16 protein-coding genes and 1 pseudogene are annotated in these 24,618 nt (G+C 47.2%); 8 read left to right on the top strand and 9 right to left on the bottom strand.

Annotated elements, in window-relative coordinates:
* Nucleotides 1–11: 11 nt before the first annotated feature.
* Nucleotides 12–134, bottom strand: a complete 123-nt coding sequence (locus QUA44_RS07755; RefSeq protein WP_333249649.1) for a hypothetical protein — start codon at nucleotides 132–134, stop codon at nucleotides 12–14.
* 97 nt (nucleotides 135–231) lie between these two features.
* On the opposite strand from QUA44_RS07755, the pseudogene QUA44_RS07750 reads away from it, so the two are divergent.
* Nucleotides 232–489, top strand: a pseudogene (locus QUA44_RS07750) (diguanylate cyclase domain-containing protein); the annotation flags it as partial.
* Between the two features lie 52 nt (nucleotides 490–541).
* Here the strand turns inward: QUA44_RS07750 and QUA44_RS07745 are convergent.
* Both QUA44_RS07745 and QUA44_RS07740 read right to left on the bottom strand, forming a co-directional pair.
* The gene (locus QUA44_RS07745) at nucleotides 542–781 is read right to left on the bottom strand and encodes a helix-turn-helix transcriptional regulator (RefSeq protein WP_333249647.1); all 240 of its coding nucleotides are present in this window, start codon (nucleotides 779–781) and stop codon (nucleotides 542–544) included.
* A gap of 260 nt (nucleotides 782–1,041) precedes the next feature.
* A complete protein-coding gene (locus QUA44_RS07740) occupies nucleotides 1,042–2,058 on the bottom strand; it encodes a methyltransferase domain-containing protein (RefSeq protein WP_333249645.1) in 1,017 nt (338 codons plus the stop codon).
* A 585-nt stretch (nucleotides 2,059–2,643) separates the two neighbouring features.
* Here QUA44_RS07740 and trxB point away from each other — a divergent pair.
* The 6 genes from trxB (at nucleotide 2,644) to rpoD (ending at nucleotide 10,028) form a co-directional block, all read left to right on the top strand.
* Nucleotides 2,644–4,014 (top strand): thioredoxin-disulfide reductase, encoded by a 1,371-nt coding sequence (gene trxB / locus QUA44_RS07735; protein WP_333249643.1) that lies wholly within the window; start codon nucleotides 2,644–2,646, stop codon nucleotides 4,012–4,014.
* Nucleotides 4,015–4,191: 177 nt separating this feature from the next.
* Nucleotides 4,192–5,073, top strand: coding sequence for an ABC transporter permease (locus QUA44_RS07730; protein ID WP_333249864.1), 882 nt, complete (start codon nucleotides 4,192–4,194; stop codon nucleotides 5,071–5,073).
* A gap of 150 nt (nucleotides 5,074–5,223) precedes the next feature.
* Nucleotides 5,224–6,255, top strand: coding sequence for an AAA family ATPase (locus tag QUA44_RS07725; protein ID WP_333249641.1), 1,032 nt, complete (start codon nucleotides 5,224–5,226; stop codon nucleotides 6,253–6,255).
* Between the two features lie 192 nt (nucleotides 6,256–6,447).
* Nucleotides 6,448–6,636, top strand: a complete 189-nt coding sequence (locus QUA44_RS07720) for a hypothetical protein (RefSeq protein ID WP_333249639.1) — start codon at nucleotides 6,448–6,450, stop codon at nucleotides 6,634–6,636.
* A gap of 147 nt (nucleotides 6,637–6,783) precedes the next feature.
* Nucleotides 6,784–7,167, top strand: coding sequence for a DUF4276 family protein (locus QUA44_RS07715; RefSeq protein WP_333249638.1), 384 nt, complete (start codon nucleotides 6,784–6,786; stop codon nucleotides 7,165–7,167).
* 1,691 nt (nucleotides 7,168–8,858) lie between these two features.
* Nucleotides 8,859–10,028: an RNA polymerase sigma factor RpoD gene (rpoD, locus tag QUA44_RS07710; protein ID WP_333249634.1), complete on the top strand. Its 1,170-nt coding sequence runs from the start codon at nucleotides 8,859–8,861 to the stop codon at nucleotides 10,026–10,028.
* Nucleotides 10,029–10,242: 214 nt separating this feature from the next.
* Here rpoD and QUA44_RS07705 read toward each other — a convergent pair whose 3' ends face one another.
* From QUA44_RS07705 to gyrA, 3 genes are all read right to left on the bottom strand, one after another.
* Complete coding sequence (locus tag QUA44_RS07705) at nucleotides 10,243–10,395, bottom strand: chlorophyll A-B binding protein (protein ID WP_333249632.1); 153 nt, start codon at nucleotides 10,393–10,395, stop codon at nucleotides 10,243–10,245.
* Nucleotides 10,396–10,520: 125 nt separating this feature from the next.
* Nucleotides 10,521–11,954 carry an ATP-binding cassette domain-containing protein gene (locus QUA44_RS07700; RefSeq protein ID WP_333249631.1) on the bottom strand — a complete coding sequence of 478 codons (1,434 nt, stop codon included), beginning with the start codon at nucleotides 11,952–11,954 and terminating at the stop codon, nucleotides 10,521–10,523.
* A gap of 244 nt (nucleotides 11,955–12,198) precedes the next feature.
* On the bottom strand, nucleotides 12,199–14,751 hold the full coding sequence (gene gyrA, locus QUA44_RS07695; protein ID WP_333249629.1) for a DNA topoisomerase (ATP-hydrolyzing) subunit A: 2,553 nt from the start codon (nucleotides 14,749–14,751) through the stop codon (nucleotides 12,199–12,201).
* A gap of 1,478 nt (nucleotides 14,752–16,229) precedes the next feature.
* On the opposite strand from gyrA, the gene QUA44_RS07690 reads away from it, so the two are divergent.
* Nucleotides 16,230–16,625 carry a response regulator gene (locus QUA44_RS07690; RefSeq protein WP_006632892.1) on the top strand — a complete coding sequence of 132 codons (396 nt, stop codon included), beginning with the start codon at nucleotides 16,230–16,232 and terminating at the stop codon, nucleotides 16,623–16,625.
* Between the two features lie 311 nt (nucleotides 16,626–16,936).
* Here the strand turns inward: QUA44_RS07690 and QUA44_RS07685 are convergent, their stop codons facing one another.
* The 3 genes from QUA44_RS07685 to QUA44_RS07675 form a co-directional block, all read right to left on the bottom strand.
* Complete coding sequence (locus QUA44_RS07685; RefSeq protein WP_333249862.1) at nucleotides 16,937–21,073, bottom strand: DNA-directed RNA polymerase subunit beta''; 4,137 nt, start codon at nucleotides 21,071–21,073, stop codon at nucleotides 16,937–16,939.
* Between the two features lie 446 nt (nucleotides 21,074–21,519).
* Nucleotides 21,520–23,394 (bottom strand): DNA-directed RNA polymerase subunit gamma, encoded by a 1,875-nt coding sequence (locus QUA44_RS07680; RefSeq protein WP_333249627.1) that lies wholly within the window; start codon nucleotides 23,392–23,394, stop codon nucleotides 21,520–21,522.
* 84 nt (nucleotides 23,395–23,478) lie between these two features.
* Nucleotides 23,479–24,570: an HNH endonuclease gene (locus QUA44_RS07675; RefSeq protein ID WP_333249625.1), complete on the bottom strand. Its 1,092-nt coding sequence runs from the start codon at nucleotides 24,568–24,570 to the stop codon at nucleotides 23,479–23,481.
* Between the last annotated feature and the right edge of the window lie 48 nt (nucleotides 24,571–24,618).

The raw sequence follows: 24,618 nt of genomic DNA, 5'->3' as shown, positions 1-24,618 counted from the left end.
TGCTTCGTTTTTCACAACGATTCGCGGTTTTGGCTTTTGAGTTGAGGACTGGCACAGAAACCGCGTTTTTTACTCCAAAGAATTGGTTGAAAGCCGGAACCCTGGTAGGGATAAATTAAAATCAGACTATTCATTACTCCAATCCTCTTCCTTCTTTTGTCAAGTGCTGTCAACTGTCAACTGTCAACTGAATGAAGCACAACTTTATTATAGCCTTAGGGAGGCGAAGAGTTTGTGGTAATTTTGCCCCGGATTTCACCTGAAAGAGCTTTGTGGATTGCCGAAAAAATTCGAGTCTGGGTGAAAAAACTAAAAGTCGAACATATTAATTCGGCGGTGTCTTCTTATGTTACACTGAGTTTGGGAGTAGCGAGTACGGTTCCTCGACAGCAGACTTCAAAAAAAGATTTGATTGCCGCAGCAGACCGTGCGCTTTATCAAGCTAAAGACCGAGGGCGCGATCGAGTAATTTTAGATTTTAGATTTTAGATTGGAAAAAGTGATCCACGGATTTATCCGTGGGCTTGTTTAATCGTTTCGATCACAGATTGTCTGGCAAGTCGCCGATCGACCTGCCGATGCTAGCCAGCAATTTCTCCAAAGCTTTCATCTGCTTGACGGTGAACGTGGGTACGTTCTTCCCCAACTCCCAACGACTGATGGTTTGCGACGAAACGCCAAGCTCTCGCGCCAAATCTTCCTGACTCATGCCCAGTTCTTCCCTGAGCTTCTTCAAATGCGACTCTTCATCTTCAGGTCGCGGAACGGGCTTTTTCGGCATATCCTCGATCGCACATTTTTCCTATAAAATGCTTAAACATCTTGACTAAACAATAAATTGATTAGACAATTTTGGAAAGGAGCATGAATCGATTATGCCTTACCACCAGCGTCTAAATTCCTAGGTTATTGTTCGCCTGCTTCCCAATTGACAATAAAAGCGTCGTGGGTCGGTTCCGCAGTTGGTCGGATTTGGACAAGTATTTAGCTTGAAGGTTTGCAATACGGCGTATAAAATTTTATCGGGCGATCGTCCCCTTTCTACAAAGACTCGCACCAAGCACGTTCTGCCGTCCAATGTCTGTCTGAAGATTCATAAATCCTCAACCCATCCAAGCCGGCATTTTGGATCATCTCCTCAACTTCATCCAGCGTAAATGCTGCTTGCAACGAATCGCTGAATAACTGTTTTTGATGCGAGTTGCAATCTCCCGCATACAGCTTGACTAAATTATCCCTGATTTCCGCTTTTTCCGGCCGCAGTAAATCCCGCAAAAAAATTGCTCCCTGCGGCTTCAACACCCGCTTGACTTCCTGCAAAAACGGCAGCGGATCGGGCAAATGGTGGATAATGCTGTTGGAAATCACCATGTCAAAATAACTGTCTGGATACGGCATGGCTTTAGCATCGATCAGTTCAAGCTTAATTTGCGATCGCACGCCTGCCTTTTCCACATTTTCCGCCCCGACTTTCAGCATATTTGCCGACAAATCAATGCAAGTCAATTGCCATGCTGGTCGCATTTGACAAATTGCGATCGGAATTCTCGCCGTACCCGTCCCCGCATCCAAAACGTTTCCAAAAACCGGCCCCAAGGCAGCCGCACTCTGAGCAAAAGCAGCATTAACCTCAGCAAAATCCATCGAATCGTATTCGATCGCCTCTGCCAAGGAATCCATCACTTCCGGTTCCAAAATTCGCTGCATAAAATTTATCTCGTTCTCTGGCATTTCCAGATGCAGGCTGAGTTTCGCCTGCAAAAGCTCGACTAACTCCGGTTCCATATACTCGTAATTGTCCGGTATTTGCAGACAAATAACTTTCTTGCCTTCGAGACTTTCGGGAAATTTGCTGCGAAGTCGATCGCCATGCCTCTTCTCCATCACAAATATCAAATCCGCCCAGCCCAGCAAACCTTCGCTGACTCTAATTCTTGCACCTTTTTCCGTTCCAGCCGATCGCACGCTGTAGCCGCTAACTTTCTCGCATATCTTCTCGGCAGTCAAACTCCTCCATTTATTCTGGCTGCACACAAACAATATTTTGGTTTTATCCATCAGACACAAGTACAAAATTCTATGTTAATTGTGGCACGGGCGTCCCGCCTGTGCTTCCGAAGCGGTTAAAATTTTCCTTCTAAATTTCCCCCCGATCGCACCTTATATACCACAAATACTGTACTTTGTCAAATTTGGCAAAATTTGCGTTACAATTCTTAAACCAGAAAATGCGGACTTTGCATAAATAATTGTACTTATTACATTTGAAGAGTTTGCTAATTTTATGAATTAAGTAGGTTTCAGCGTCAAAAAGTGAAATTAGTCATAATGCCCCTGGATTGTGAAAATCGTACCACAAGCCTCAAAGCAAGTAAATAGGTAAAATAATTGAGAATGAAGTCAATAATTTTGGTCGTCTTTAGATTTTCTTAACAATTGAGGGGTCACAATAGATCGAACATTTAAAACTAAATCGACTTTTAGATTGTTTTTGCTTATAAAACAAGCTGGAGTTGCCCCGAAGACCGATCGACCCTCAACAATAGATACAGATGCTCGATCGCACAATGGCATCCAACCAAACTCGATCGAACTCTGCTAGAATTAGTAAAACGAAGTCGTTATGAGTTTGACTAAATAGCTATGACCGAACAAACCGTAGAAAACTTAGTGATTATCGGCTCAGGGCCTGCAGGCTACACCGCAGCCATCTACGCCGGGAGGGCAAACCTGAAACCCTTAGTGTTTGAAGGCTACCAAGCGGGAGGCGTCCCCGGCGGTCAACTGATGACCACCACAGAAGTCGAAAACTTTCCCGGCTTTCCCGAAGGCATCACCGGGCCACAGCTCATGGATCGGATGAAAGCTCAATCAGTGCGCTGGGGTGCCGAATTATACACAGAAGATGTAATTTCGGTGGATTTGAGCCAGCGGCCGTTTACAGTGCGATCGGAAGACAGAGAAATCAAAACCCACACGATAGTAATTGCTACAGGCGCGACCGCAAAAAGGCTGGGGCTGCCTAGCGAACACGTATTTTGGAGTCACGGCATTTCTGCCTGTGCGATTTGCGACGGCGCTACCCCAATTTTTAAAGGAGTAGATTTAGCTGTCATCGGCGCGGGCGACACCGCAGCGGAAGAATCTATTTATTTGACAAAATACGGCTCTCACGTACATATGCTGGTGCGGCGCGATCAAATGCGCGCCAGCAAAGCCATGCAAGACCGAGTGCTGAGCAATCCCAAAATTACCGTGCACTGGAACACCGAAGCAGTGGATATCTTGGGCGAACCGGGCGGGAAAATGGACGGGGTGAGAATTAGAAATATTGAGACCGGCGCCGAGAGCGATTTGTTGGTGAAAGGATTGTTTTACGCGATCGGTCACACTCCCAACACTCAACTGTTCCAAGGTCAACTAGAACTCGACGAAGTAGGCTATATCGCCACCAAACACGGTTCGGTAGAAACCAGCGTTGAGGGAGTTTACGCCGTCGGCGACGTGCAAGACCACGAGTTTCGCCAAGCAATCACCGCCGCCGGTAGCGGTTGTATGGGTGCGATGCTGGCAGAACGTTGGCTGTCAGTCAACGGTTTAGCTCAGGAATTCCATCAAACCGAGGAATCCGAGCAACCCACAGCAGCGCCGGAAGCTCAAAAAGTTCGCAAAACCAGTGAGAACTTTGATATCAAAGACACGCGCCACGAAGGAGGTTATGCTTTGCGGAAGTTGTTCCACGATAGCGATCGACTGATTGTGGTCAAATATGCCTCTCCGAGTTGTGGGCCTTGCCACAGCCTCAAGCCGATTTTGAGCAAAGTAGTAGATGAGTTCGAGGGCAAAATCCACTACGTGGAAATTGACATCGAAGAAGATCCAGAAATTGCTGAAAATGCGGGCGTTATTGGTACGCCGACGATTCAGTATTTCAAAGACAAAGATTTGGTAGCTGATCTCAAAGGAGTTAAGCCGAAAAGCCAGTACCGCGAGTTAATTGCCAGTAATTTGTAGGAATGCAAATTAGCGAAGACTTTTTAACCGCAGATATCAGTGGATGAACACGGATGAACGCTGATGTAATCTGATCTGCGTGTATCTGCGTTCATCTGCGGTTAAAAAGTCTTCCTATGGTTTTCGGTAAATATTGATATGCTGATGAAAACGAATCTGACGCAACAACTATCAATTATGGCTCAAAGCCGCCTCCGACTGCCGCGATTTCTCAACAGTGCCTCACCCTCAAGCCTGTCCATGAAAATGATGTGGGCAGGTTTGACAATAACTGCCGTGTTTATATTGGTAGCCACCTTGTCTCCAGCTATGCAAGCTTGGGGATGGCTGCAAAATCCTACCGAGGCTTTGATTAACCCCATCCACGAACCGCCGTCGGCGAATTATTGGTTTGGTACTAGCCGCAGCGGCTACGATGTGTTTTCCCGCACGCTGTTTGCTTCTCGGGCTGCTTGGCAAGTGGTAATTTTAGCCACTGCTTTGAGTTTGTTTATCGGTGTGCCGCTGGGTTTGGTTAGCGGTTATTTGGGCGGTAAGCTCGATCGAGTGTTGTTATTTTTAATGGATACAATTTATACTTTGCCGGGGCTGCTACTTTCTTTGACGCTAGCGTTTGTAGTGGGAAAAGGAGTTTTGAATGCTGCGATCGCCCTGAGCATTTCCTACATCCCTCAATACTACCGCGTAGTCAGGAATCACACCGTCAGCGTCAAAACCGAATTGTTTGTCGAAGCCGCCCGAGCAATGGGTGCTAACACTTGGACAGTGCTTTCGCGCTACCTGTTTCTGAATGTGATTCAGAGCGTACCGGTGCTGTTTGCGCTCAACGCGGCCGATGCAATTTTAACATTAGGAGGTTTGGGATTTCTCGGATTAGGACTTCCCGAAGCAACTCCCGAATGGGGACACGACTTGCGTTTAGCTTTAGATGCGCTACCTACTGGTATTTGGTGGACGGCTTTGTTTCCCGGTTTGGCGATGACTTTAATGGTGGTGGGACTGTCTTTGGTGGGAGAAGGATTGAATGAGTTTGTTAATCCTAAACTGCGGAATCAGTAATCATTTTTCTGTAGCACAATCTCAAAAAACCAAACACCCAGATTCCGGACTTCTTTGAGAAGTCGGGAATCTAACGAAAAAGCGTCTTAGGTTTAATGAAAACGACCTAGTTATCCAAGAAATACCCAGTATAGTTAAGGATGTGAAATTATGAAAAATGTTCCACGTATAGAATATCTCAAAGTTCAAAATTACCGAGCTTTATATAATCTAAAACTTAAAAACATTACCCCTTTAACTGTCCTTTTAGGGCCTAATGGTAGCGGAAAATCAACTATTTTTGATGTTTTCGCTTTCCTGTCCGAATGTTTCACAGAAAGCCTCAGAAAAGCATGGGATAGACGAGGCAGATTTCGAGAATTACGCACCAGAGATAGTACAGGCTGTATCATCATTGAATTAAAATATCGAGAGACATCAAAATCACCGTTAATCACCTATCATCTTGCCATAGATGAAGAAAATAATCGTCCTTTTATCGCTGAAGAATGGTTAAAGTGGAGACGAGGAGGTCAAGGTAAACCTTTTCGCTTTTTAGATTTCAAAAAAGGCGAAGGACAAGTCATTAGTGGCGCAACTCCTGATGAAGAAGGCGAAAGGATCACCGAACAACTAGCATCATCTGAATTATTAGCCGTAAATACATTAGGACAATTTGCCAAACATCCTCGCGTCAGCGCATTAAGACGCTTTATTACAGGTTGGTATTTATCCTATTTAACCGCAGATAATACCCGCAGCCTTCCCGAAGCAGTTGCACAGGAAAGATTGTCCCCCACTGGTGACAATTTACCTAATGTTATCCAATACCTCAAAGAACAACATCCCCAACGGTTAGAAGAAATACTAAAAACTCTTTCTGCTCGTATTCCACGCCTCGAAAAAGTCGAGGCTCTTGTCATGCAGGATGGCCGACTTTTGTTGGAAATTAAAGATGCTCCTTTTTTTTATCCCATTTTGGCAAAATATGCCTCCGATGGTACGTTAAAACTCTTAGCTTATTTGACAGTTTTATTCGATCCAAATCCCCCGCAATTAGTGGGAATAGAAGAACAAAAAAATCATTTGCATCCGCAATTATTACCTCAGCTTGCCGAAGAATGTCGTTCGGCTTCTGCTAATACTCAATTAATGATAACAACCCATTCTCCCTTTTTTGTAGATAGTTTAAAACCCGAGTAATTATGGGTATTATATAGAGATGAAAAAGGTTTTACTCAAGCCAAAAGAACCGCAGATATGCAGGGAATTAAACAATTTATAGAAAACGGTTCCTTACTCGGTTCGCTGTGGATGGAAGATTTCTTTGATGTTGGAAATCCCCTCAAAAATGCGGGTGCACCGCAATGATTTTAACTGGAAAATTAAGAGTAGGTGAGCATTTTGCATCTTGAGTTTTTAGTGCAAGAAGCCTCCCTAGAATCAGCTTTGAGCCAGCTTTTGCCCAAAATTTTGCCATCGGCTGTTACCTTTAAAATTCATGCTTTTCGAGGAAAAACAGATTTACTGGCTAAATTGCCTAACCGTTTGAAAGGTTATCAAGCATGGCTTCCGCCTGATTAGAAAATTGTTATTTTAATAGATGAAGATCGAGAAGATTGTCTCAAATTAAAACAACAACTAGAAATAATGGCAATAAGCTGTTCCACATTTAAACTGCATTATTTGTGGTCTATACCATACTGTAAGGGGTTCAGGCAAGAAATTTAAATGACTAACAGCTTATCATCAGGATTAATTACTAAATCTTCCTGTCAAAAAGATAAATCATTCCAAGTCTTAAATCGAATTGTGGTAGAAGAATTAGAAGCATGGTTTTTGGGAGACGTTCAAGCAATTCGCCAAGCTTATCCTAAAGTCTCTGCCAATTTAGCTAATCAACAACCGTATCGCGACCCCGATGCTATTAAAGGGGGTACATGGGAGGCTTTGGAAAGAGTCCTGAAAAAAGCTGGATATCATCCGGGAGGACTAGAAAAATATAAAGCCTCTAGCGAAATTTCTAAATATATGAATCCTCAATTAAATCGCTCTACAAGTTTCCAAGTTTTTTATCGAGGTTTATTAGACTGCATCAATAATAAACAGGTCTAATAAACCTTCTCTGGGTTGTCCATACAGACAAGGAGCGGCAATTTATCCTGATAACGACATCCCTAACGGTCAAGCCAGATGATTTAAACTACAGTAGGGATCAAGCCCGGATATGGGCTTTCCGAGGACGCTCTGTAAATAATAACAAAACTTTCACCGATCGCATCAGCGTCCTACCCCTCCACATCTTTAAGTACCCGGGAGTTTATGCCTTCTCTAACCATAGCAAGCACATCGCTAACTGGGCAAATTTTTCTTCCCTGGCGCAGTTATCATCTGCCGGCAGTTACATCAACATCCGCTGGGGATTTTTTTGCGTCTGCTTGAAATTATCAAGACAATTCGGGAATGCTACCTAAAATTGATTGAGGGGCTTTATGGAATCTTCACACTGTCACGATATATTTAAAGGAATCGTGAAGTTATACTTCCGAGAGATGGCGAATTGTGTTGTTTGTGAGAAAAAAGTGCGATCGCGCAAGTGCGAACCGAAAGCCAAAAAATTTTAGAGAAGTTGGCAGCCGAGAGTTGCGCGGCGGGTTAACTCTCAGTAGAATTTATCCTGGTGGTTTTTGCCACTGACGCGACAAACTCGTGTCGAACTGCTTAAATAAGAATGTGACGTTAAGAACTTAATGTGATTTAACGTGAAAATTAAACCCAATTTCTGAGATTTGAGCTAACTTAACAATGAAAGCCCCTGTTGCACTACTCAACCCGCAACGCTTCATTGGGGGTCAGAGTCGGTCTCTAATCCAGAGTTGCCGACTTCAAACTAAAGCTACGAGCTTTATTCAATCGCAGATTGCGTATGATTCAATTCAGGGAAACAGGGTAATGATGGGTGTATCTACACGGATTGTATTGGTCCCAATTTGGGCAAATCAAAAATTGTCTGCTAACTGTCTGGCCAACTACGCCGCAGCCGTTCACCCAGATATACGCAGAAAACAGCGCCGTTCGATCGTGCCAAAGTTTTTGCGGGCCGTTCTCAGGATTTAGCAGAGTCAGACATGAGTTAGTATTGTCAAGCTAAGCTGACAGAGTTTTCCTAGTTCTTGACAAACAATGGAAAACAACTTCCATTTTTTGTGAGAAAGGCTACAATCGGAAAGGTCTTTGCAAGATCCGATTCTCCCGGTTTGGTGCTTCAACCCTCTGCTGTTGCATTTGAGACAGCAGACTAGCATCCAAGGTGGCGAAAATTTGCCGTGCAACTGTCATGTCTGATAACCAGAGTGAAAGCAAGGCGAATCAAAAGTTCGACACCTCCAATACAAAAGTTAGAGGGTTCCGTGCCGGAAAACTTGTACGGGTAAAAGCTCGAAGTACCGAGTAAAAAAGCCAGTATTTTTGGAAGTGCGATCGCTCGCACTTCATGGTTTGCTTCTGTGGGCAAGGTATTGCAGATGATGTGGTAACTCGCTCCGAAAGAAAAAGCCGCCAGCTCAATTTAAGGTCGCGATCTTAAAATTTGCGATCAATGGAATGCGCTGCCTGCTTCAAACCAGAACTCGAACCGTGACTCATAAAACAGGTGCAGTTTCGGTAGCAAATTCAGCTAGCAGACCGAAAATCCCACTATTTTTTCATGCGGGAATGTCAATACTGGCTAACTTGTCTAAACTACAAACAGACGACACTATTCCACTGTTATTTATTCTTTAATTCAGGAGCATGAGGAAGACGGCATGATCCAGGCTAACACCGTACTCGAAACCACAATTACACCGGAAATGGAAACAATCGAGTTGCTTCGCAGCGCCGAAAGCGTTCTACCTGAGAGCGAGTTAGAACTCTTTATCGACGAAGAAGACGATAATCGAGAAGAATTCTTAGACTCTCAATCTGAGGAAGACCCTAAATCTGCCAAAGGCGCCAAAGCCCGCCGTCGGGCACAGGCAAAGAAAAAGCATTATACTGAAGACTCTATTCGTCTTTACCTGCAAGAAATCGGTCGGATTCGACTGCTGCGAGCTGACGAAGAGATTGAACTAGCGCGCAAGATTGCAGATTTGCTGGAATTAGAGCGAGTTCGAGAACAACTGCTCGAAGAGTATAACCGCGAACCCAAAGACAGCGAATGGGCTAATGCTTTAGATATGGCACTTCCTGCATTCCGTCACCGACTCCACGTCGGCCGTCGGGCCAAGGAAAAAATGGTGCAATCAAACCTGCGTTTGGTGGTGTCGATCGCCAAAAAATACATGAATCGCGGTTTGTCTTTCCAAGATTTGATTCAGGAAGGCTCTTTGGGTCTGATCCGGGCCGCTGAAAAATTCGACCACGAAAAAGGCTACAAGTTTTCTACCTACGCAACTTGGTGGATACGTCAAGCCATCACCCGAGCAATCGCCGACCAATCGCGCACTATCCGCCTGCCGGTTCACCTTTACGAAACCATTTCGCGCATCAAGAAAACTACCAAACTTCTGTCTCAGGAAATGGGTCGCAAGCCTACGGAAGAAGAAATTGCTACCCGCATGGAGATGACGATCGAGAAGTTGCGGTTCATTGCTAAGTCCGCACAGTTGCCCATCTCTCTAGAAACTCCGATCGGCAAAGAGGAAGACTCGCGTCTGGGAGACTTTATTGAATCTGACGGGGAAACGCCAGAAGATCAAGTCTCGAAAAACCTGCTCAGGGAAGACTTGGAAAGCGTTTTAGATACTCTCAGCCCCCGAGAACGGGATGTACTGCGGCTGCGTTACGGCTTAGATGACGGACGGATGAAGACCTTGGAGGAAATTGGTCAAATCTTTAACGTCACTCGTGAGCGAATTCGCCAAATCGAGGCTAAAGCCCTGCGGAAGTTGCGCCATCCCAACCGGAACAGCATCTTGAAAGAATATATCCGCTAGAGTAATTTGCTAGCATCACCCAAAAGAGTGATTCGCACTCTTTTTTTTGGGGGGGAGACCCCCCGCCCCGGTTTGAGCTATAGCTGTTAAATTTTGTGCTGCTAACTGCCCGGAGCAAGTGGCTATTTGTAGCCCAAATCGCGCTGTCAAAATTTAGGGAGTCCGTAACGGAACTCCCAAGCTTTGCAGTGTCACAAAAGTCTTAACTAGAAAATTACATCACGCCCCAAAAGTGAAGCAGGCCTTGACCGGAAACCAATTCGATGAGGACAGCGGCAGAAAAACCAATCATAGCGAAACGACCGTTCCAATTTTCGGCACCTTCGCTGAAGCCCCAGTTCCAAGCGTTGCGTTTTTGTTCTTGCATAGTGCGAACTCCTTTCGTTAACTTGCGTAAGGCTTATGTAAATAAATATAACATTCCTTGATAAAAATGCAAGCTTGTGATTGGTGATATCGGTCATAACGGTCGATCGACCTTGATGATTTTGCCTAACGAGGAAAAATAGCCAACTCGGTATCAGGGTCGAACAAGTGAATCTTGTCATGGGCGATGGCCAACCAAAGCTCCTCGCCAACTCGGATCGATCGCTCAGGAGGAACCCGCACTTGCATCCGCACCGCCGGAGCATCCGTCAAACAAACCCCCAAATAAGTTTCGTGTCCCAATGCCTCTACAATTTCCACTTGTACCGAAAGATTTTTGGTAGCCGGAGGGTTAATGCTCAGATGTTCCGGCCGAATGCCTAAAATTAGCCCTCGCCCGTCATATTGTTGTAGACTTTTTGCCCAAATATCGGGTAAAGTAAAGCGAAATTGCGGGTGAGAAATCAACAACGGGGCACTAAATTCCACAAACAAGAAATTCATCGGCGGAGAACCGATAAACTCAGCAACAAACAAATTAGCCGGCTTGTTGTAAAGCTCTAGAGGTCGAGCTACTTGCTGAAGCTGCCCTCTATTCATAATAGCAATCCGATCACCCATAGTCATCGCCTCAGTTTGGTCGTGAGTTACATAAATAGTGGTAGTTCCCAACTGTCGCTGCAACTGCACAATTTGCGATCGAGTTTCCGCCCTCAATTTCGCATCAAGATTCGATAGCGGTTCGTCCATCAAAAAAACTTCAGGATTTCGAGCCATCGCCCTACCCAAAGCTACCCGCTGCTTTTGCCCTCCCGAAAGTTGTTTCGGCAAGCGATTTAAAAGAGATTCTATTTGCAATAATTCAGCTACCTTCAGGACTCGTTCTCCTACGGTCTTTTCCCGTTCCGATAAATAGCGCAAACCCGGAGGAAACTTGCGAGTAACTCCTCCTAAAAAGTCCTCAAACAAAGGATAAGCTAGATGAGTTTTAAAAGAATTAGAAGCTAAATAATTAATAGCCTCTTCTACCTTAATCCTTATTTTTTCTCTCTTCTGGATGCTTCCTTCTTCTCCTTGTATATTCCCCTTTATCCCTTCTTCCTTCTTCCCTTTTCCTTCTTCCTTCTTCCCTCTTCCTTCTTCCTTCTTCCTTCTTCCTTCTTCTTTCTCCCTTTCAGAGCGGCGCAATCCAAAGGCGAGATTATCGTAAACTGTTAAGTGAGGATAGAGAGCATAATTTTGAAATACCATCGCGATATTTCGGTCTTTAGGAGGCAAATCGTTAAGGAGCCGATCGCCAACCCAAATATTGCCGGCTGTCAAAACTTCCAAACCGGCGATCGATCGCAGCAAAGTGCTTTTTCCGCAGCCAGAAGGCCCCACCAACACCATGAATTCCCCGTCTTCGACCGTTAGGTTAATGCGCCGCAAAACGCTGTTAGACGAAGGGCGATCGGCTAGAGGCGAGACACTTTCTGCGACGGTGTTTGCTTCTTTTTCCTGTTCTCCTTGGCGGAGCGGAAAACTTTTGTAGATATTTTCTAATACAACTTGCGCCATTAAACAATTTTAGATTTTAGATTTTAGATTGGGCATGGGGTATGGGGCATGGGGCATTGGTAATTGGGGTATTCAAGGAAGGAGGAAGTTCGGCAACGAGCAGTAGACGGGATTTAAATGATTTAACGGATGGATGTTGAATTCAGAAGTCAGAGGTCAGAAATCAGATTAATGCCCTGTTTGGTCAATGCCCAATGCCCTGTTTGGTCAATGCCCTGTTTGGTCAATGCCCAATGCCCAATGACTATTGACTGCTGATAACTTTGATGATTTTTTCACCTGGATTGAGGTCAAAAACTCGATCGCCCGCAGCATCTTTCCCCCAAAAAGCTATAGCATCAATAGCCGATCGCAGCAGGCGGCCAGAATTAGTAAAAAGTTTGACATCCGTACCCGGAACAGCCTGCAGCAAGGCAACCAAAGCATCTTTAGGCTCTGCGAAGCGAAAAGCTTGAGTGCCAATTTCGCCGCGATTAGTAAGTCTGACAGAACCTGCAGGCATTCGTTTTGCCCAACCCAACTCAGAAATTAGCACCAGACTGTCTTCCGGGTCGAGAGTGATGCAACCCACCAACTGTTCTTGCTTCCGCAACCTGGTTACTTGAGATCCCTGGGCGCTGCGGCCCATTGGCGGCAGTTGTTCGTCATCGATCTCAAACCGGAGGACTCGGCCTCCTGAAGTCGCGATTACCACTTGCTCGCCGACTTTGCTCAGACTGGCGCTGCGGAGCCGATCATCCTCCTTGAGTTTAACAACAGTAACGCCGCGATTAGTCAAATCAGCAAATTCCTGCATCGGCAAACGTTTAATTTTTCCTTGCTGAGTCAGAGTTACTAAATCCACTCCCTCCGAATTTTCCGGCAAAATAAAGTGTGCGATAGTGATTTCCGACAAAGCGCGATCCGTACTGTCTTTAGTTGCACTCGGGGATAACAAACCGACAATCGGCTTTCCTCGGTCTTTTGGATTGCTGCTAGGAATATCAGCCACTTTCAGCGGGTAAGCTTTGCCGTTAGGAGTTAAGACAACCAAAGTGCGATCGGTTTTAGTCAGCTCTGCAGTCACAATAAAATCTTCATTTTTTTCTAAAGCTGAAACCGATTTTTCGCGACTTTTCGAGCGCGGGCGATCGTTAGCCGGCAAGCGCCGCACGTACTGCTTGTGCGAAAATTCAACAATTGTTTCTTCAGGCTCTAGAACCGGCAATAAGTTAGGCTGAATCGTTGCCGGCGACAACTGCTTGAGTCCAGAATTTTTCTTACCAGAAAATTGTGTGTCGGTCTTTGCTGCGCGTCCTGTTTCCCTAGCAAATTTAGTGCGGCGGGGGTCAGCGTACTTGCGTTTGAGCGATCGCAATTCCTTCTTCAAAGCCTTCAAAAGTTCGCGCCTGTCGCTCAACAACCGCTGCAATTCTTGAATATTCCCTGTCAACTCATCCAGCTCAGCTTGCAAATGTTGCCTTTCCAAACCAGTCAGCCGGCGCATCGGCATCGCCAAAATCGCATCAGATTGACTTTCGCTCAAATTGAGGCGAACTTGCAAAGTTTGCTTAGCAGTAGTACCGTCAGGAGAATTTCTGAGAATGTCGATCGTAGTATCGAGATTTGTCAAAGCCAACATTAAGCCTTGGACAATATGACAGCGGCGTTCTGCAGCTTGCAACTCGTAATTGTAGCGGCGGGTAAGAGTCACTTCCCGGAAATCCAGAAATTCCTGCAACAATTGTCTGAGCGTCAACTGTCGGGGTTGACCGTTGACAATTGCCAGCAAAATCGCGCCAAAATTTGTTTGCAGGTCAGTTTGTTGGTAAAGGCGAGCCAGAACCGCTTCTGGAGTAAATTCCCGCTTGAGTTCAATCACAACTCGAATGCCATCGCGATCACTCTCATCACGCAAATCAGAAATACCGTCGAGGCGGCCAGCATTGACCAACTCCGCCACCTTTTCAATCCAAGCCGCCTTATTTACCTGAAACGGAAACTCCGTCACCACGATCGCCGTTTTAGTACGCACCTTGCGATTACCTGGCACCTCTTCCACCCCGGCCACACCCCTGACCGCAATGCTGCCTCGACCCTTAGTGTAGGCGTCAACAATGCCCTCTGTAGCGACGATTTCCCCTCCGGTTGGAAAATCCGGGCCCGGAATCAGTTCTATCAACTTCTCGTCGGAGAGTTCCGGGTTTTCAATCAAAGCAATTAAACCGTCTACCACCTCCCCCAAATTGTGTGGCGGGATATTAGTTGCCATCCCCACAGCAATGCCCGTACAGCCGTTGAGTAACAGAAACGGCAACTGAGCAGGCAGCGCCGTCGGTTCCTGCTGCGAACTGTCAAAGTTATCAGTAAAATCAACAGTTGCATCGCCGACTTGGGTTAGCATGGCTTCGTGGGCGATCGGTGCGAGCCTAGTTTCCGTGTAGCGCATCGCAGCAGCCGGGTCATTGTCCACCGAACCGAAATTGCCGTGACCAGCCAGCAAAGGATAGCGGCTCGAAAACTCCTGAACCATCCGCACCAGAGCGTCGTAAACCGATTGGTCGCCGTGGGGGTGATATTTTCCCAAAACATCTCCAACTACCCGGGCGCACTTACGGTAAGGTCGGTCTGGCGTCAGACCGAGTTCGTGCATCGCATATAAAATTCGACGGTGAACTGGTTTTAAACCGTCGCGGACATCAGGCAAAGCTCGCCCGACGATCACACTCATGGCATATTCGAGGTACGATTGCTGCATCTCGGCGTGCAGAGGCGTAGAAATTACTTGCCCGGAAAGTAGGTTGAGTTGTTTAGCCATGAGTCCTTGTGTCCGTTAATTCCTGAGTGAAAACAGCCTCTGTCAATAATGCCGAGGTTCCCTGTCTCGATTGAAAAGCCTTTGCCGCAGGCGAACCGAAAGTTCGACCCAACCGCCCATTTGAAGAATAAAAATAAACTTAACTTGTGAAAGCAGAATCAGAGTCCCGAAGACGGGCAACACTTGCCTCTTACTCTCCACTCTTACCCTAACCTCTATGTTGCCGACCTTTGCGCCTACCTGTCTATTTACCTTCTGCCGTGAGAAGGTTGATTCACAGGAGAACACGGAATGCCAGAAACTCAGAACGTAGTGAGGCTGTAGCTCTTCCTAGGAAAGCGTCACGAGGGACTTGAGCCCCCGTCAATCTATGATAGAATTTAATTGCAATTAGGAATAACCATCTACACGAAGAAATATTTTATTCAGGAGAAACCCCGGATTGATCTAGTCTCAGTACAGCCTTAGCGTGGATCAAGCAGCAATGGTTGACGATCGAGCTTACCGTATTTTGGCAAGCGTGATGGACTCCGAAAGTATTAAAAAAGAAAAGTAAGCCCAATTGGAATACCTCTGCTACTGGTACTTGTTCTAATCGTGTAGAGGCGACTGGACTATGAGTGAAGTCCAAGTTTTGGGCTTATTCAACCATAGAGCGTAGCCGTGACTCGCTGAGAGTGTCAAAAATGCCGATATTGATGAATTGCATCGGTCAAAAGCTCTCCTGGCGATATCTCCGAGTCTGGCCTCCGCTTGATGAAAGAAAGCGTCGATATTTTAAGCCGTTTTGATGGGTTAAAACTGAGAATTAGGAATCTCCAACAATCCCCGCTGGATTCGCTACTCCGAATGCTGTGGCGACGGGAGTATGTGAATAAACATGGCTTGATTCTAATGAGGAGGAAGGAAAATAATTATCACACATTCCCGATTCTAATACCATTTCAAAAAATAATGTAACTGTAGGCCCGTGCTCGAAACTGATATTCAGTCAATCAGTTCCGATCTAAAATCTAAAATCTAAAATCTAAAATGGTAGAAGCCGGAGGCTTGACCGAAAGAGAGGATACTATAAGTCCAGGACGCACGGGTAGTCAGAAACCGGGTGTTTTTCATAGCAATAGTTCATTATAGCCCGCCTAAACGAGCAAAAACCCGGTTGCGAGGCGTCGTCCATGCGTCCTGGATTGTACTAGAAACCTGCTACCTGAGAATCTTGAGACTCTCACCAGTGCCAGGTCTAGTTATAAAAAAGAACTAAACTGTCTGTGTGTAGTAGTCTAAATGATGGTACTGGATGCTTCTAGGCATCTGTAAACCCTCTCACAGCTAGTGGCTCAAGGATATACATACGGGTTTTGCAGGGTTCCCGGCTGATGGCGCTAAAAACTCTGCATTTTTGACGGGGAATGTAGTCCCCGTGTCATGTTCCTCTTTGGACTAAAGTCACAAAGTTTCTATACTTCCCATATTTATTTATGAAAACCGTTCTGATTGTAGAGGACGATTTGGTTAATGCTCGGGTTTTTTCCAAAATTCTGACTAAGCGGGGGGGCTTAGCCGTGAAGCACACGGAAAATGTTGAAGAGGTGATGCAGATTGCTGCCAACGGCGAAGCTGATTTGATTTTAATGGATGTGTCTCTTTCGCGCAGCGTGTACCAGGGCAAATCTGTTGACGGCATTAAGATTACTCAACTGCTCAAAGCTGACCCGCAAACGGCATCGCTGCCGATTATTTTGGTGACTGCTCACGCGATGGCTGGTGATAAAGAAACATTTCTGGATCAAAGCGGTGCCGACGGTTACATCTCTAAACCTGTGGTAGACCATCAAGAGTTTGTTAATCAAATCAAGGCATTGCTGCCTGATTGAGTGAACCATATATGCAGAAGGAATAAGAAGGAAGAAGGAAAAAGGAAGCAGGAAGAAAGAATTGTTTGTTTGAACCAACAAACAATTAAAACTCTAGAATTACAAAGTTTGCTTAAACTCTGAATCTTCCTTCTTCCTTCTTCCTTTGAATGTCCCGATTACACAATGCTATGAGTTCAGACTTTGAATTAGTGAGGGAAAATTTGAGATTTTTTAACTCATGAAATCGAAGTGTGCGTTGCGGCGAGGAACCAAATTATCCTCAGCGAGCGCAACGCTGTTCACTCATTCATGCAATCTCGAAACTATTATTACTCTTCGTCCTCATCGAAGTCAAAACCGATATCATCATCATCATCATCGTCAACATCTGGTCCCAAGGTATCATCCTCAGTCTCAGCGACAAAATCGTCCTCATCAACCTCAACTTCCTCAAAATCCTCATCAGGCTCAAGATCAGACGGGCGCCCGATTTCAAAACCGCTCTCGATAGTATAAGCGCGGCGCGCAGTACGGTCATCAAGTACCACATCCTCTTGCAAATCGTGGATGTCGTCATCAAACACAGCACCATCAAAACCCGCATCCTGGACCCCAGCATCCTCATAGGCATTGAACCCAGTACCCGCAGGAATCAGGCGACCGATAATCACATTTTCCTTGAGCCCGCGCAGCCAGTCAGACTTACCTTCGATCGCAGCCTCAGTCAACACCCGCGTAGTCTCCTGGAACGAAGCAGCAGAAATAAAGCTGTCGGTATTCAGCGAAGCCTTAGTAATCCCCAGCAACACCGGAGTATAATCCGCCGGCGCTCCACCAGTAATTGACATCGCCTCATTCACCTGCTCAACCTGCCGCAATTCCACCAACTCGCCGGGGAGCATAGTAGTATCGCCGCCATCTTCCATCCTGACTTTGTTGGTCATCTGGCGGACGATGACCTCGATGTGCTTATCAGAAATATCCACGCCCTGAGACTGATAAACCGATTGCACCTCATTCACCAAAAACGTCTGTACCTGTTGGAAACTCTCCAAAGCAGCCTCAAAAGTAGACTGCCGCTCCTTGAGCACGTGGAAGAACACCTCCAGAATTTCGTGAGGGTTAGCAGGCCCGTCGGTCAAAGCTTCGGCGACGCCTACGCGCTGTCCGTCGGAGACGATCGGGTTTTGACCAGGCAACAAAGGATACTCCTCAATCCGGCCATCATCCTCAATCACCGCAAGTTCCACAACATCGTCATCCGTAACCACACGAGCCGTCCCCGGCCGCTTGGCTAAAATACAGGCCTCCTTCGGCTTCCGCCCTTCCAGAAGTTCTTCAATCCGTGGCAAACCCTGAATAATATCCCCAGTCTTTGCCCGCTCAAACACCAGAATCACCAAATTGTCACCCCTCTGCACCAAGTCGCCGTCGTCTACGTGCAGCACAGCACCAGCCGAAACCCGGTAAGGACGAGCCACCCTGAGCAAGAGTTTCGCCGGTTCTGTCTCCGACGCCGGTACAACCTTCACAACTTGGCCGGACTCTTCGAGAACAACCCCCGGAGCTATTTCGGTACCAGCCACCAGCAGTTGACCCGGATTCACATCCGGCGTACCCGCCACAGAGATCGAAATAGAATCCGCATCTCGCATCACCAACAGTCGGCGCACTGGTTCGCCCTGCCCCTCACGGATGCCCCGAACGATACCCGCTTCTTTGCAGAGAATCTCCGTGCGGGCAACTACTGCCCCGGGCGCGATCGACTGCCCATCTTCGACCAACAGCCGCGTGTGAGTGCTGCCCTGAGTCGGATCTGCAGATACGTCCCGCCGAATCACTAGCGATTCCAAAATGACTAGCTGCAAGCGGAAAGTCTTTGAAGCTTGATCGCCCCCATCGGCCAGGGGCATCGCCAACTCTTGCGAGGCAATAACGTCTTCAGGCGAACCCCAAGCCGGGCCCGAACCGTCCGCCCCAAAAGCCATAGCATCATCCTCATCCGGCAGCAGCTCGATATCCGCCGCCAGTTGCGGAGCTCCCGAACCAATTTCCAAAATAAGCTGAGTCCGCAGCAGTTCCAATCCCTCGACTGATTTGACGCGCTCCCCATCCTTATAAGGAAGTCGCTGCACCGCTTTCAAAGAGATCGACTCATTCAGCGCCGTCTGAGAAGGCACTGGTGGCTTATCCGGCACCGGAAACTCCACCACAGGCCGCAGCAGCAAAGCCGGGCCCTCGGGAGTTTCGATATACTCCGCATAGCCCAACTCTTCGGCAACCAAGCCTGGGAAAATTTCTTGACCGGCGTTGACGATTTGACCTTCCCCAAATGTTAGCGGCGGGCGGTCAACTACATGGAGTGTCCCAGGCTTAATCACAATTTCCCGGAGGATGTCATTTTTCTGAGTGATTTCCACTGCCCCGCTGGTTTGGCAGAAAATATCCTTAACGACTTCTGTACCGGCTTCAACGTACTGGCCATCTTCCACCAGCAGCAATGAAATATCTTTATTTACCTCGTGGCACTCTTCCGGTATCCAGAGCAGAGTCCCCCCCTTCACGACTTCGTAGCCAAGTTTAGCTTTGCCGCGCTTGTGGACTTCCACCCCCCCGTACTTGACAATGCCCCCTGTAGCTGTGCGGTAGCTGTCGTCGAGCAGTTCCGCCACCACTTCCCCGTTGATGACTTTGCTCCCGGGAGCCGTCTTCAGGGAAAACCGCTGCTTAGAAGATGTTTCGATCGTGTAGTGTTCGCGGCCGCCTGCACTTTCTGCCCGCACGACTGCTTGGTCAAGCAGGACTTGGGCGGTGATAATTTCGATTTCTCTGGGGTCAGCGATGCGGACTACGCCGCCGTGTTCGGAGACGAGTTTAGTTTCGGCAATCACGCTTTCGGCCGGAATGCGATCGCCATTTTTCACTGCAGGTTCCGCGCCAGGAGGCAAGTTGTAGACCTCTCCTGAGAGAATCCAAATCAGCCCGCCTTTGCTGGCTGTGCGGGTTGTGTTCCCTTGGCGGTCGGTTTTTTCTTCAGGCACCAAATCAGCAAATTTGGCTTCTCCTGCTAAGTCGGAAGCCACGTCTGTCGTCACTTTTTCCGTAGTTTTGCGGGCGGCGCGACCGACGATCGGCACTTCTGCTAAAACTTGACCGGGAATGGCGCGCTGTCCGTCTTTGACCATCAGAGTAGAACCCTGGACGATCGCCAATTCGATTTTCAGTTTTTGATTTTTAGCGCCGGATTTTCCTTCTTCAAATCCGTCGCCCTCAAATACAAGTTTGCCGTTGTTTTCTGCCACCAGTGCTTCTTCGCCGTGTCGGGTGCGGAACGAGCGAGTACGCAAGTTCTTGAATTTCACTACGCCGGGGAAGGGGGCGCGTTCTTGTTTGGCGACTTCTCCGGTGAATACGCCGCCGGTGTGGAAGGTACGCATGGTGAGCTGGGTTCCCGGTTCCCCGATCGACTGAGCTGCAATAATCCCGATCGCTTCTCCCATGTCCACCATTTTCAAGTGGGCGAGACTCCAGCCGTAGCAGTGCTGACAAACCGATCGGGTAGATTCACAAGTCAGGGGCGATCGTAAATACACCTCTGGCACCCCAGAATTACCAATTTCCCCCGCCAACTCCTCGGTAATTGGCTGATTTCGGACGGCTTTTTCACTGCCGTAAGCCACGATTTCCCCGGTTTTGGGGTGCACCACATCTCTGGCGAACACCCGCCCTAGCAGCCTGTCTTTGAGGGGGATCAGCACTGTTGCTCCGTCCGTCATCGGCCGCACTCTAATTCCCCGCTGGGTGCCGCAGTCCACTTCCCGCACAATTACGTCTTGGGAAACATCCACTAAGCGACGTGTAAGATAGCCAGAGTCTGCCGTCCGCAACGCTGTATCTACCAAGCCTTTGCGCGCGCCGTAGGAAGAGATGATGTATTCGGTGACGGTGAGTCCTTCGCGGAAGTTGGTTTTAATTGGCAAGTCGATGATTTCTCCTTGCGGGTCAGCCATCAATCCGCGCATTCCGACTAGCTGCCGCACTTGAGAAATGTTTCCCCGCGCCCCGGAGAATGCCATCATGTAGACCGAGTTTAGGGGGTCTGTGGCTCGGAAGTTTTTGACTACTTCGTCTTTGAGGTCTTCTGATGTGCTGTTCCAGGTATCGATTACTTTTTGGAAGCGTTCGACTTCGGTGATTTCACCTCTGGTGTATTTTTGTTCGGTGATGCGGATTTCTTCTTCGGCTGCATCGAGGAGCGATCGTTTTGACGGGGGAACCTGCAAATCGTCTACGCTAATCGAAACTCCCGCTCGTGTCGCAAAGCGGAAACCCAAGTCTTTGAGTTTATCGGCCATTTGCGCTGTACGGGCCGTTCCGTAGTGCATGAAAGACCAAGAGATTAATTTTTTGAGCTGACCTTTGTCAACAACTCGATTGCGAAAAACAATTTCCTTATTTTCTGTCATTTTTCTGAGTAGTGGTAATTGGTAATTGGTAACTTTTACTGCCGTTCGACTTCGGCTCCCCTGAGCGAAGCCGAAGGATTGAGGAACCGCGTAGCCGAAGTATTGGTAATTGGTAATTGGTAATTGGTAATTGATAAGTAGAGCGGCGGCAAAAAACAACAAGCATTTTGTAGGGGCTGGTTTAGCGTATAAGGAACAGAGCCAAGCTAGGAGATGAATGCACTCACCTGCCATTCCCATAATAAAGTTGATTTGCACCTACCTACTTAATTGGTAATTAGTAACTTTTACAGCCCTTCGACTTCGCTCATTAACCGCATCGCTGAAAGTATTTGTAAGTAGTAATGGGTGAATTTTCTGGTTCAAATCACTATTATTTGTTAGCGATTATTTGTCAGTTATTACCCATTACCTCTTACCCCTTACCTCTTACCCCTTACCCATTTCTAATTGTTAATTACCGATTCGATGGTTTGGTGATAGATAATCCGGCCCGGAGTAGTGCGAATGAATTGATTGATCACCTTGCCGTCTCCGTCTTCCCGAACCCGGCGGAACTTGTATTCTTTCGTCACGATACCGTTGGTAGAGCGTTCCACCTTCAGCGGTTCTCCCTCGGGTTCTGTGTTTTCTATGGCGCCTTGAAACCTCACCCACACATAAGAGTGCAAGTCAACGACTCCTTGTTCGTAAGCTACAACCGCGTCGGTGAGGTTGGAGAAATAGTGACCGGCTCCTTTTTGAGCGTCAGGATTTTCGGCTGTCAAGTAATAGCAACCGAGCACCATATCTTGAGAAGGAGTAACGATCGGCCTTCCCGTTGCTGGCGACATAATGTTATTAGAAGCCAGCATCAGCAACCGCGCTTCCGCCTGAGATTCCAGAGACAAAGGAACGTGTACGGCCATTTGGTCGCCGTCAAAGTCAGCGTTAAAAGCCGGACAGACTAGCGGGTGAAGCTGAATTGCCCTCCCGTCCACCAAAATCGGCTCAAAGGCTTGAATCCCCAAACGGTGAAGCGTCGGCGCCCGGTTCAGCATTACCGGGTGTCCTTCAATCACCTCCTGAAGCACGTCCCAAACACTGGGATCGTTGCGCTGGATCAGTTTTTTGGCAGCTTTGATGTTGTTGACCAATCCTTGGCGGATCAGGCGGTGGATGACGAAAGGCTGGAAAAGTTCGATCGCCATTTCCCTCGGCAAACCGCACTGATGAATTTTCAGTTTCGGCCCCACCACAATCACCGAACGCCCGGAGTAATCAACCCGTTTCCCGAGCAAGTTTTGCCGGAAGCGGCCTTGTTTCCCTTCAATGATGTCCGACAACGACTTCAGCGGGCGGTTGTTTGCCCCCACCACCGTCCGGCCGCGGCGACCGTTGTCAATCAGTGCATCCACAGCTTCTTGCAGCATCCGCTTTTCGTTGCGGATGATAATCTCCGGCGCCAGAATTTCTTGCAGTCTCGCCAAGCGGTTATTGCGGTTGATGACTCTCCGATAGAGGTCGTTGAGGTCACTCGTTGCAAAACGCCCGCCGTCTAACTGCACCATCGGCCGCAAGTCCGGGGGAATCACCGGAATCACATTGAGTACCATCCAATCGGGATGAGAACCCGTAGCGATGAAGTTGTCAATTACTCGCAAGCGTTTAATCAACTTCGCCCGTTTTTGACCTTTAGCATTAGCAATATCTTCCCGCAGCTTTTCCGCTTCACTTTCTAGCGGAATGTTTTGCAGCAAAACTTGCAAAGCTTCAGCACCAATCCCCACTTCTACACCTGTGAGTGTGGAATCTTCGCTGTAAAGTTCGTCTTCTATTTCCAGCCAAGCATCTTCCGTGAGCAATTGCTTGTATTGCAGCTTCTCTGCATTACCTGCATTGAGGACAACGTAGGCATTGAAATAGACAATTTGTTCGACATCTCGCAGCGGCATATCTAACAGAATTGCCATGTAACTCGGGATGCCTTTGAGATACCAAACGTGAGCTACTGGAGCTGCTAATTTGATAAAGCCCATGCGATGGCGGCGGACGCGAGATTCAGTGACTTCAACACCGCATCTTTCGCAAACAATGCCTCTATGGCGAACTCGTTTGTACTTCCCACAATGACATTCCCAATCTTTTGCAGGCCCAAAAATGCGCTCGCAAAACAAGCCATCCATTTCAGGTTTTAACGTGCGATAATTTATGGTCTCCGGTTTTGTCACCTCTCCAGTTATCTGACCGTTGGGTAAAGTTCTCTCTCCCCACTGTCGAATTCTTTCTGGTGAAGCTAACCCAATCTTGACGTAATCAAAGCGTTGTTCTATTTTAGCCATTCTTGACTCCAATTAATAATTTACAGTCGATTATTGGTGGTTGTTTATCTTTTTTGGTTGCTTGTTTCACGGCTTAAATCAATGTTATACTCCTCTATATGTGACGTGGTTTTTAATATCAGAGATGACACTTGACGATACTCCAAAGTCATCAGCGATTTTAGAAATTGATTCTCTACCTCTAATTCTTTTTCGTACCTCAAGAGCTTGCTCAAAAGTCAATTTGCGATCGAGATATCCGCCCATGCGAGGAACTGGAACCTCTTCGCCTGCTTCCTTCCAAGTGACGTGATACTTAATATCGTGTATCGTTTTGCGACCAACACTGTATTCTTGAGCTATATCCTTCACTCTCTCTCCTGCTACTAGTTTTTGTCGAATTTCTCGCACCTTTTCCCAGTCTAATTTGGCATTGGAAAGGGGATGACTTTTGCCTTGAGTGCGTCCTTTCTTAGAAGCATCTAATAAATTTTGAGTGCGAGTTCCACCCCAAAGGTGTTCTGGATTAATACAACTGGGAGTATCGCAGGTATGACAAGCATCCATCGAAGTGGGAACTTCACATCCTAATTTCTCTGCTAAAACAGCACGAGTAACTGATTGGGATTTCCCATTTTTAAAGTACCTGCCATAACCACCTTGACCATCTTTTGCACCTTGAAAAATTATGCAGCCGCTGTCTTGAATTTCTCCTACAAAACCGGGGGGAACTGTAGTGAAGTTATGGGGAATTTTTGCCTGAAGTATCTTAGTAATAGTGTCATACTGTACGCCATACTCTTTTATTAGGTGGCTTTTGATGGTTCCAGCTAAATATTTACGCTGAATTTCCCGCAGTTGTTCGATCGAGAGTTGGCCAATACCCGGAATACTTTTGCGTCTGGGAGTTTTGCGATCGCGCCCCATCATCTGCTGCGTATTCTCAGCCGCAGTTCCAGCTACGAGATGTGCTGGGTTGATGCAGCTTGGATTGTCGCAGATGTGGCAAGCAAAATAACCGGAATCTAGAAATCCTGGTATTTTTGATTCGAGCACTAATCGGTGGACTAATACCGTTTTGCCCTCGATCCACTTGCGCCCGTAACCATTTTTGAGCTTGCTCCCTTGCCAGTTAATACAGCCAGTCTTCAGGTCAAATTCTCCTTCTATTCCTGGGACAACTGTTACAATAGTCATGTCAGCGTCTCTCCTCTTAAGAGCGTTGATTCGCCTCAACAGTGTTCG

The sequence above is a fragment of the Microcoleus sp. N9_A2 genome, from assembly GCF_036701775.1.
Taxonomy (GTDB): domain Bacteria; phylum Cyanobacteriota; class Cyanobacteriia; order Cyanobacteriales; family Microcoleaceae; genus Microcoleus.
Note: the sequence above shows the minus strand (reverse complement) of the source record. Positions and strands in the feature narration are given on the sequence as shown.

Coding starts and splice junctions, on each gene's coding strand:
- QUA44_RS07755 (WP_333249649.1), bottom strand. CDS start 134: ATGAATAGTCTGATTTTAATTTATCCCTACCAGGGTTCCGGCTTTCAA.
- QUA44_RS07745 (WP_333249647.1), bottom strand. CDS start 781: ATGCCGAAAAAGCCCGTTCCGCGACCTGAAGATGAAGAGTCGCATTTG.
- QUA44_RS07740 (WP_333249645.1), bottom strand. CDS start 2,058: ATGGATAAAACCAAAATATTGTTTGTGTGCAGCCAGAATAAATGGAGG.
- trxB (WP_333249643.1), top strand. CDS start 2,644: ATGACCGAACAAACCGTAGAAAACTTAGTGATTATCGGCTCAGGGCCT.
- QUA44_RS07730 (WP_333249864.1), top strand. CDS start 4,192: ATGGCTCAAAGCCGCCTCCGACTGCCGCGATTTCTCAACAGTGCCTCA.
- QUA44_RS07725 (WP_333249641.1), top strand. CDS start 5,224: ATGAAAAATGTTCCACGTATAGAATATCTCAAAGTTCAAAATTACCGA.
- QUA44_RS07715 (WP_333249638.1), top strand. CDS start 6,784: ATGACTAACAGCTTATCATCAGGATTAATTACTAAATCTTCCTGTCAA.
- rpoD (WP_333249634.1), top strand. CDS start 8,859: ATGATCCAGGCTAACACCGTACTCGAAACCACAATTACACCGGAAATG.
- QUA44_RS07705 (WP_333249632.1), bottom strand. CDS start 10,395: ATGCAAGAACAAAAACGCAACGCTTGGAACTGGGGCTTCAGCGAAGGT.
- QUA44_RS07700 (WP_333249631.1), bottom strand. CDS start 11,954: ATGGCGCAAGTTGTATTAGAAAATATCTACAAAAGTTTTCCGCTCCGC.
- gyrA (WP_333249629.1), bottom strand. CDS start 14,751: ATGGCTAAACAACTCAACCTACTTTCCGGGCAAGTAATTTCTACGCCT.
- QUA44_RS07690 (WP_006632892.1), top strand. CDS start 16,230: ATGAAAACCGTTCTGATTGTAGAGGACGATTTGGTTAATGCTCGGGTT.
- QUA44_RS07685 (WP_333249862.1), bottom strand. CDS start 21,073: ATGACAGAAAATAAGGAAATTGTTTTTCGCAATCGAGTTGTTGACAAA.
- QUA44_RS07680 (WP_333249627.1), bottom strand. CDS start 23,394: ATGGCTAAAATAGAACAACGCTTTGATTACGTCAAGATTGGGTTAGCT.
- QUA44_RS07675 (WP_333249625.1), bottom strand. CDS start 24,570: ATGACTATTGTAACAGTTGTCCCAGGAATAGAAGGAGAATTTGACCTG.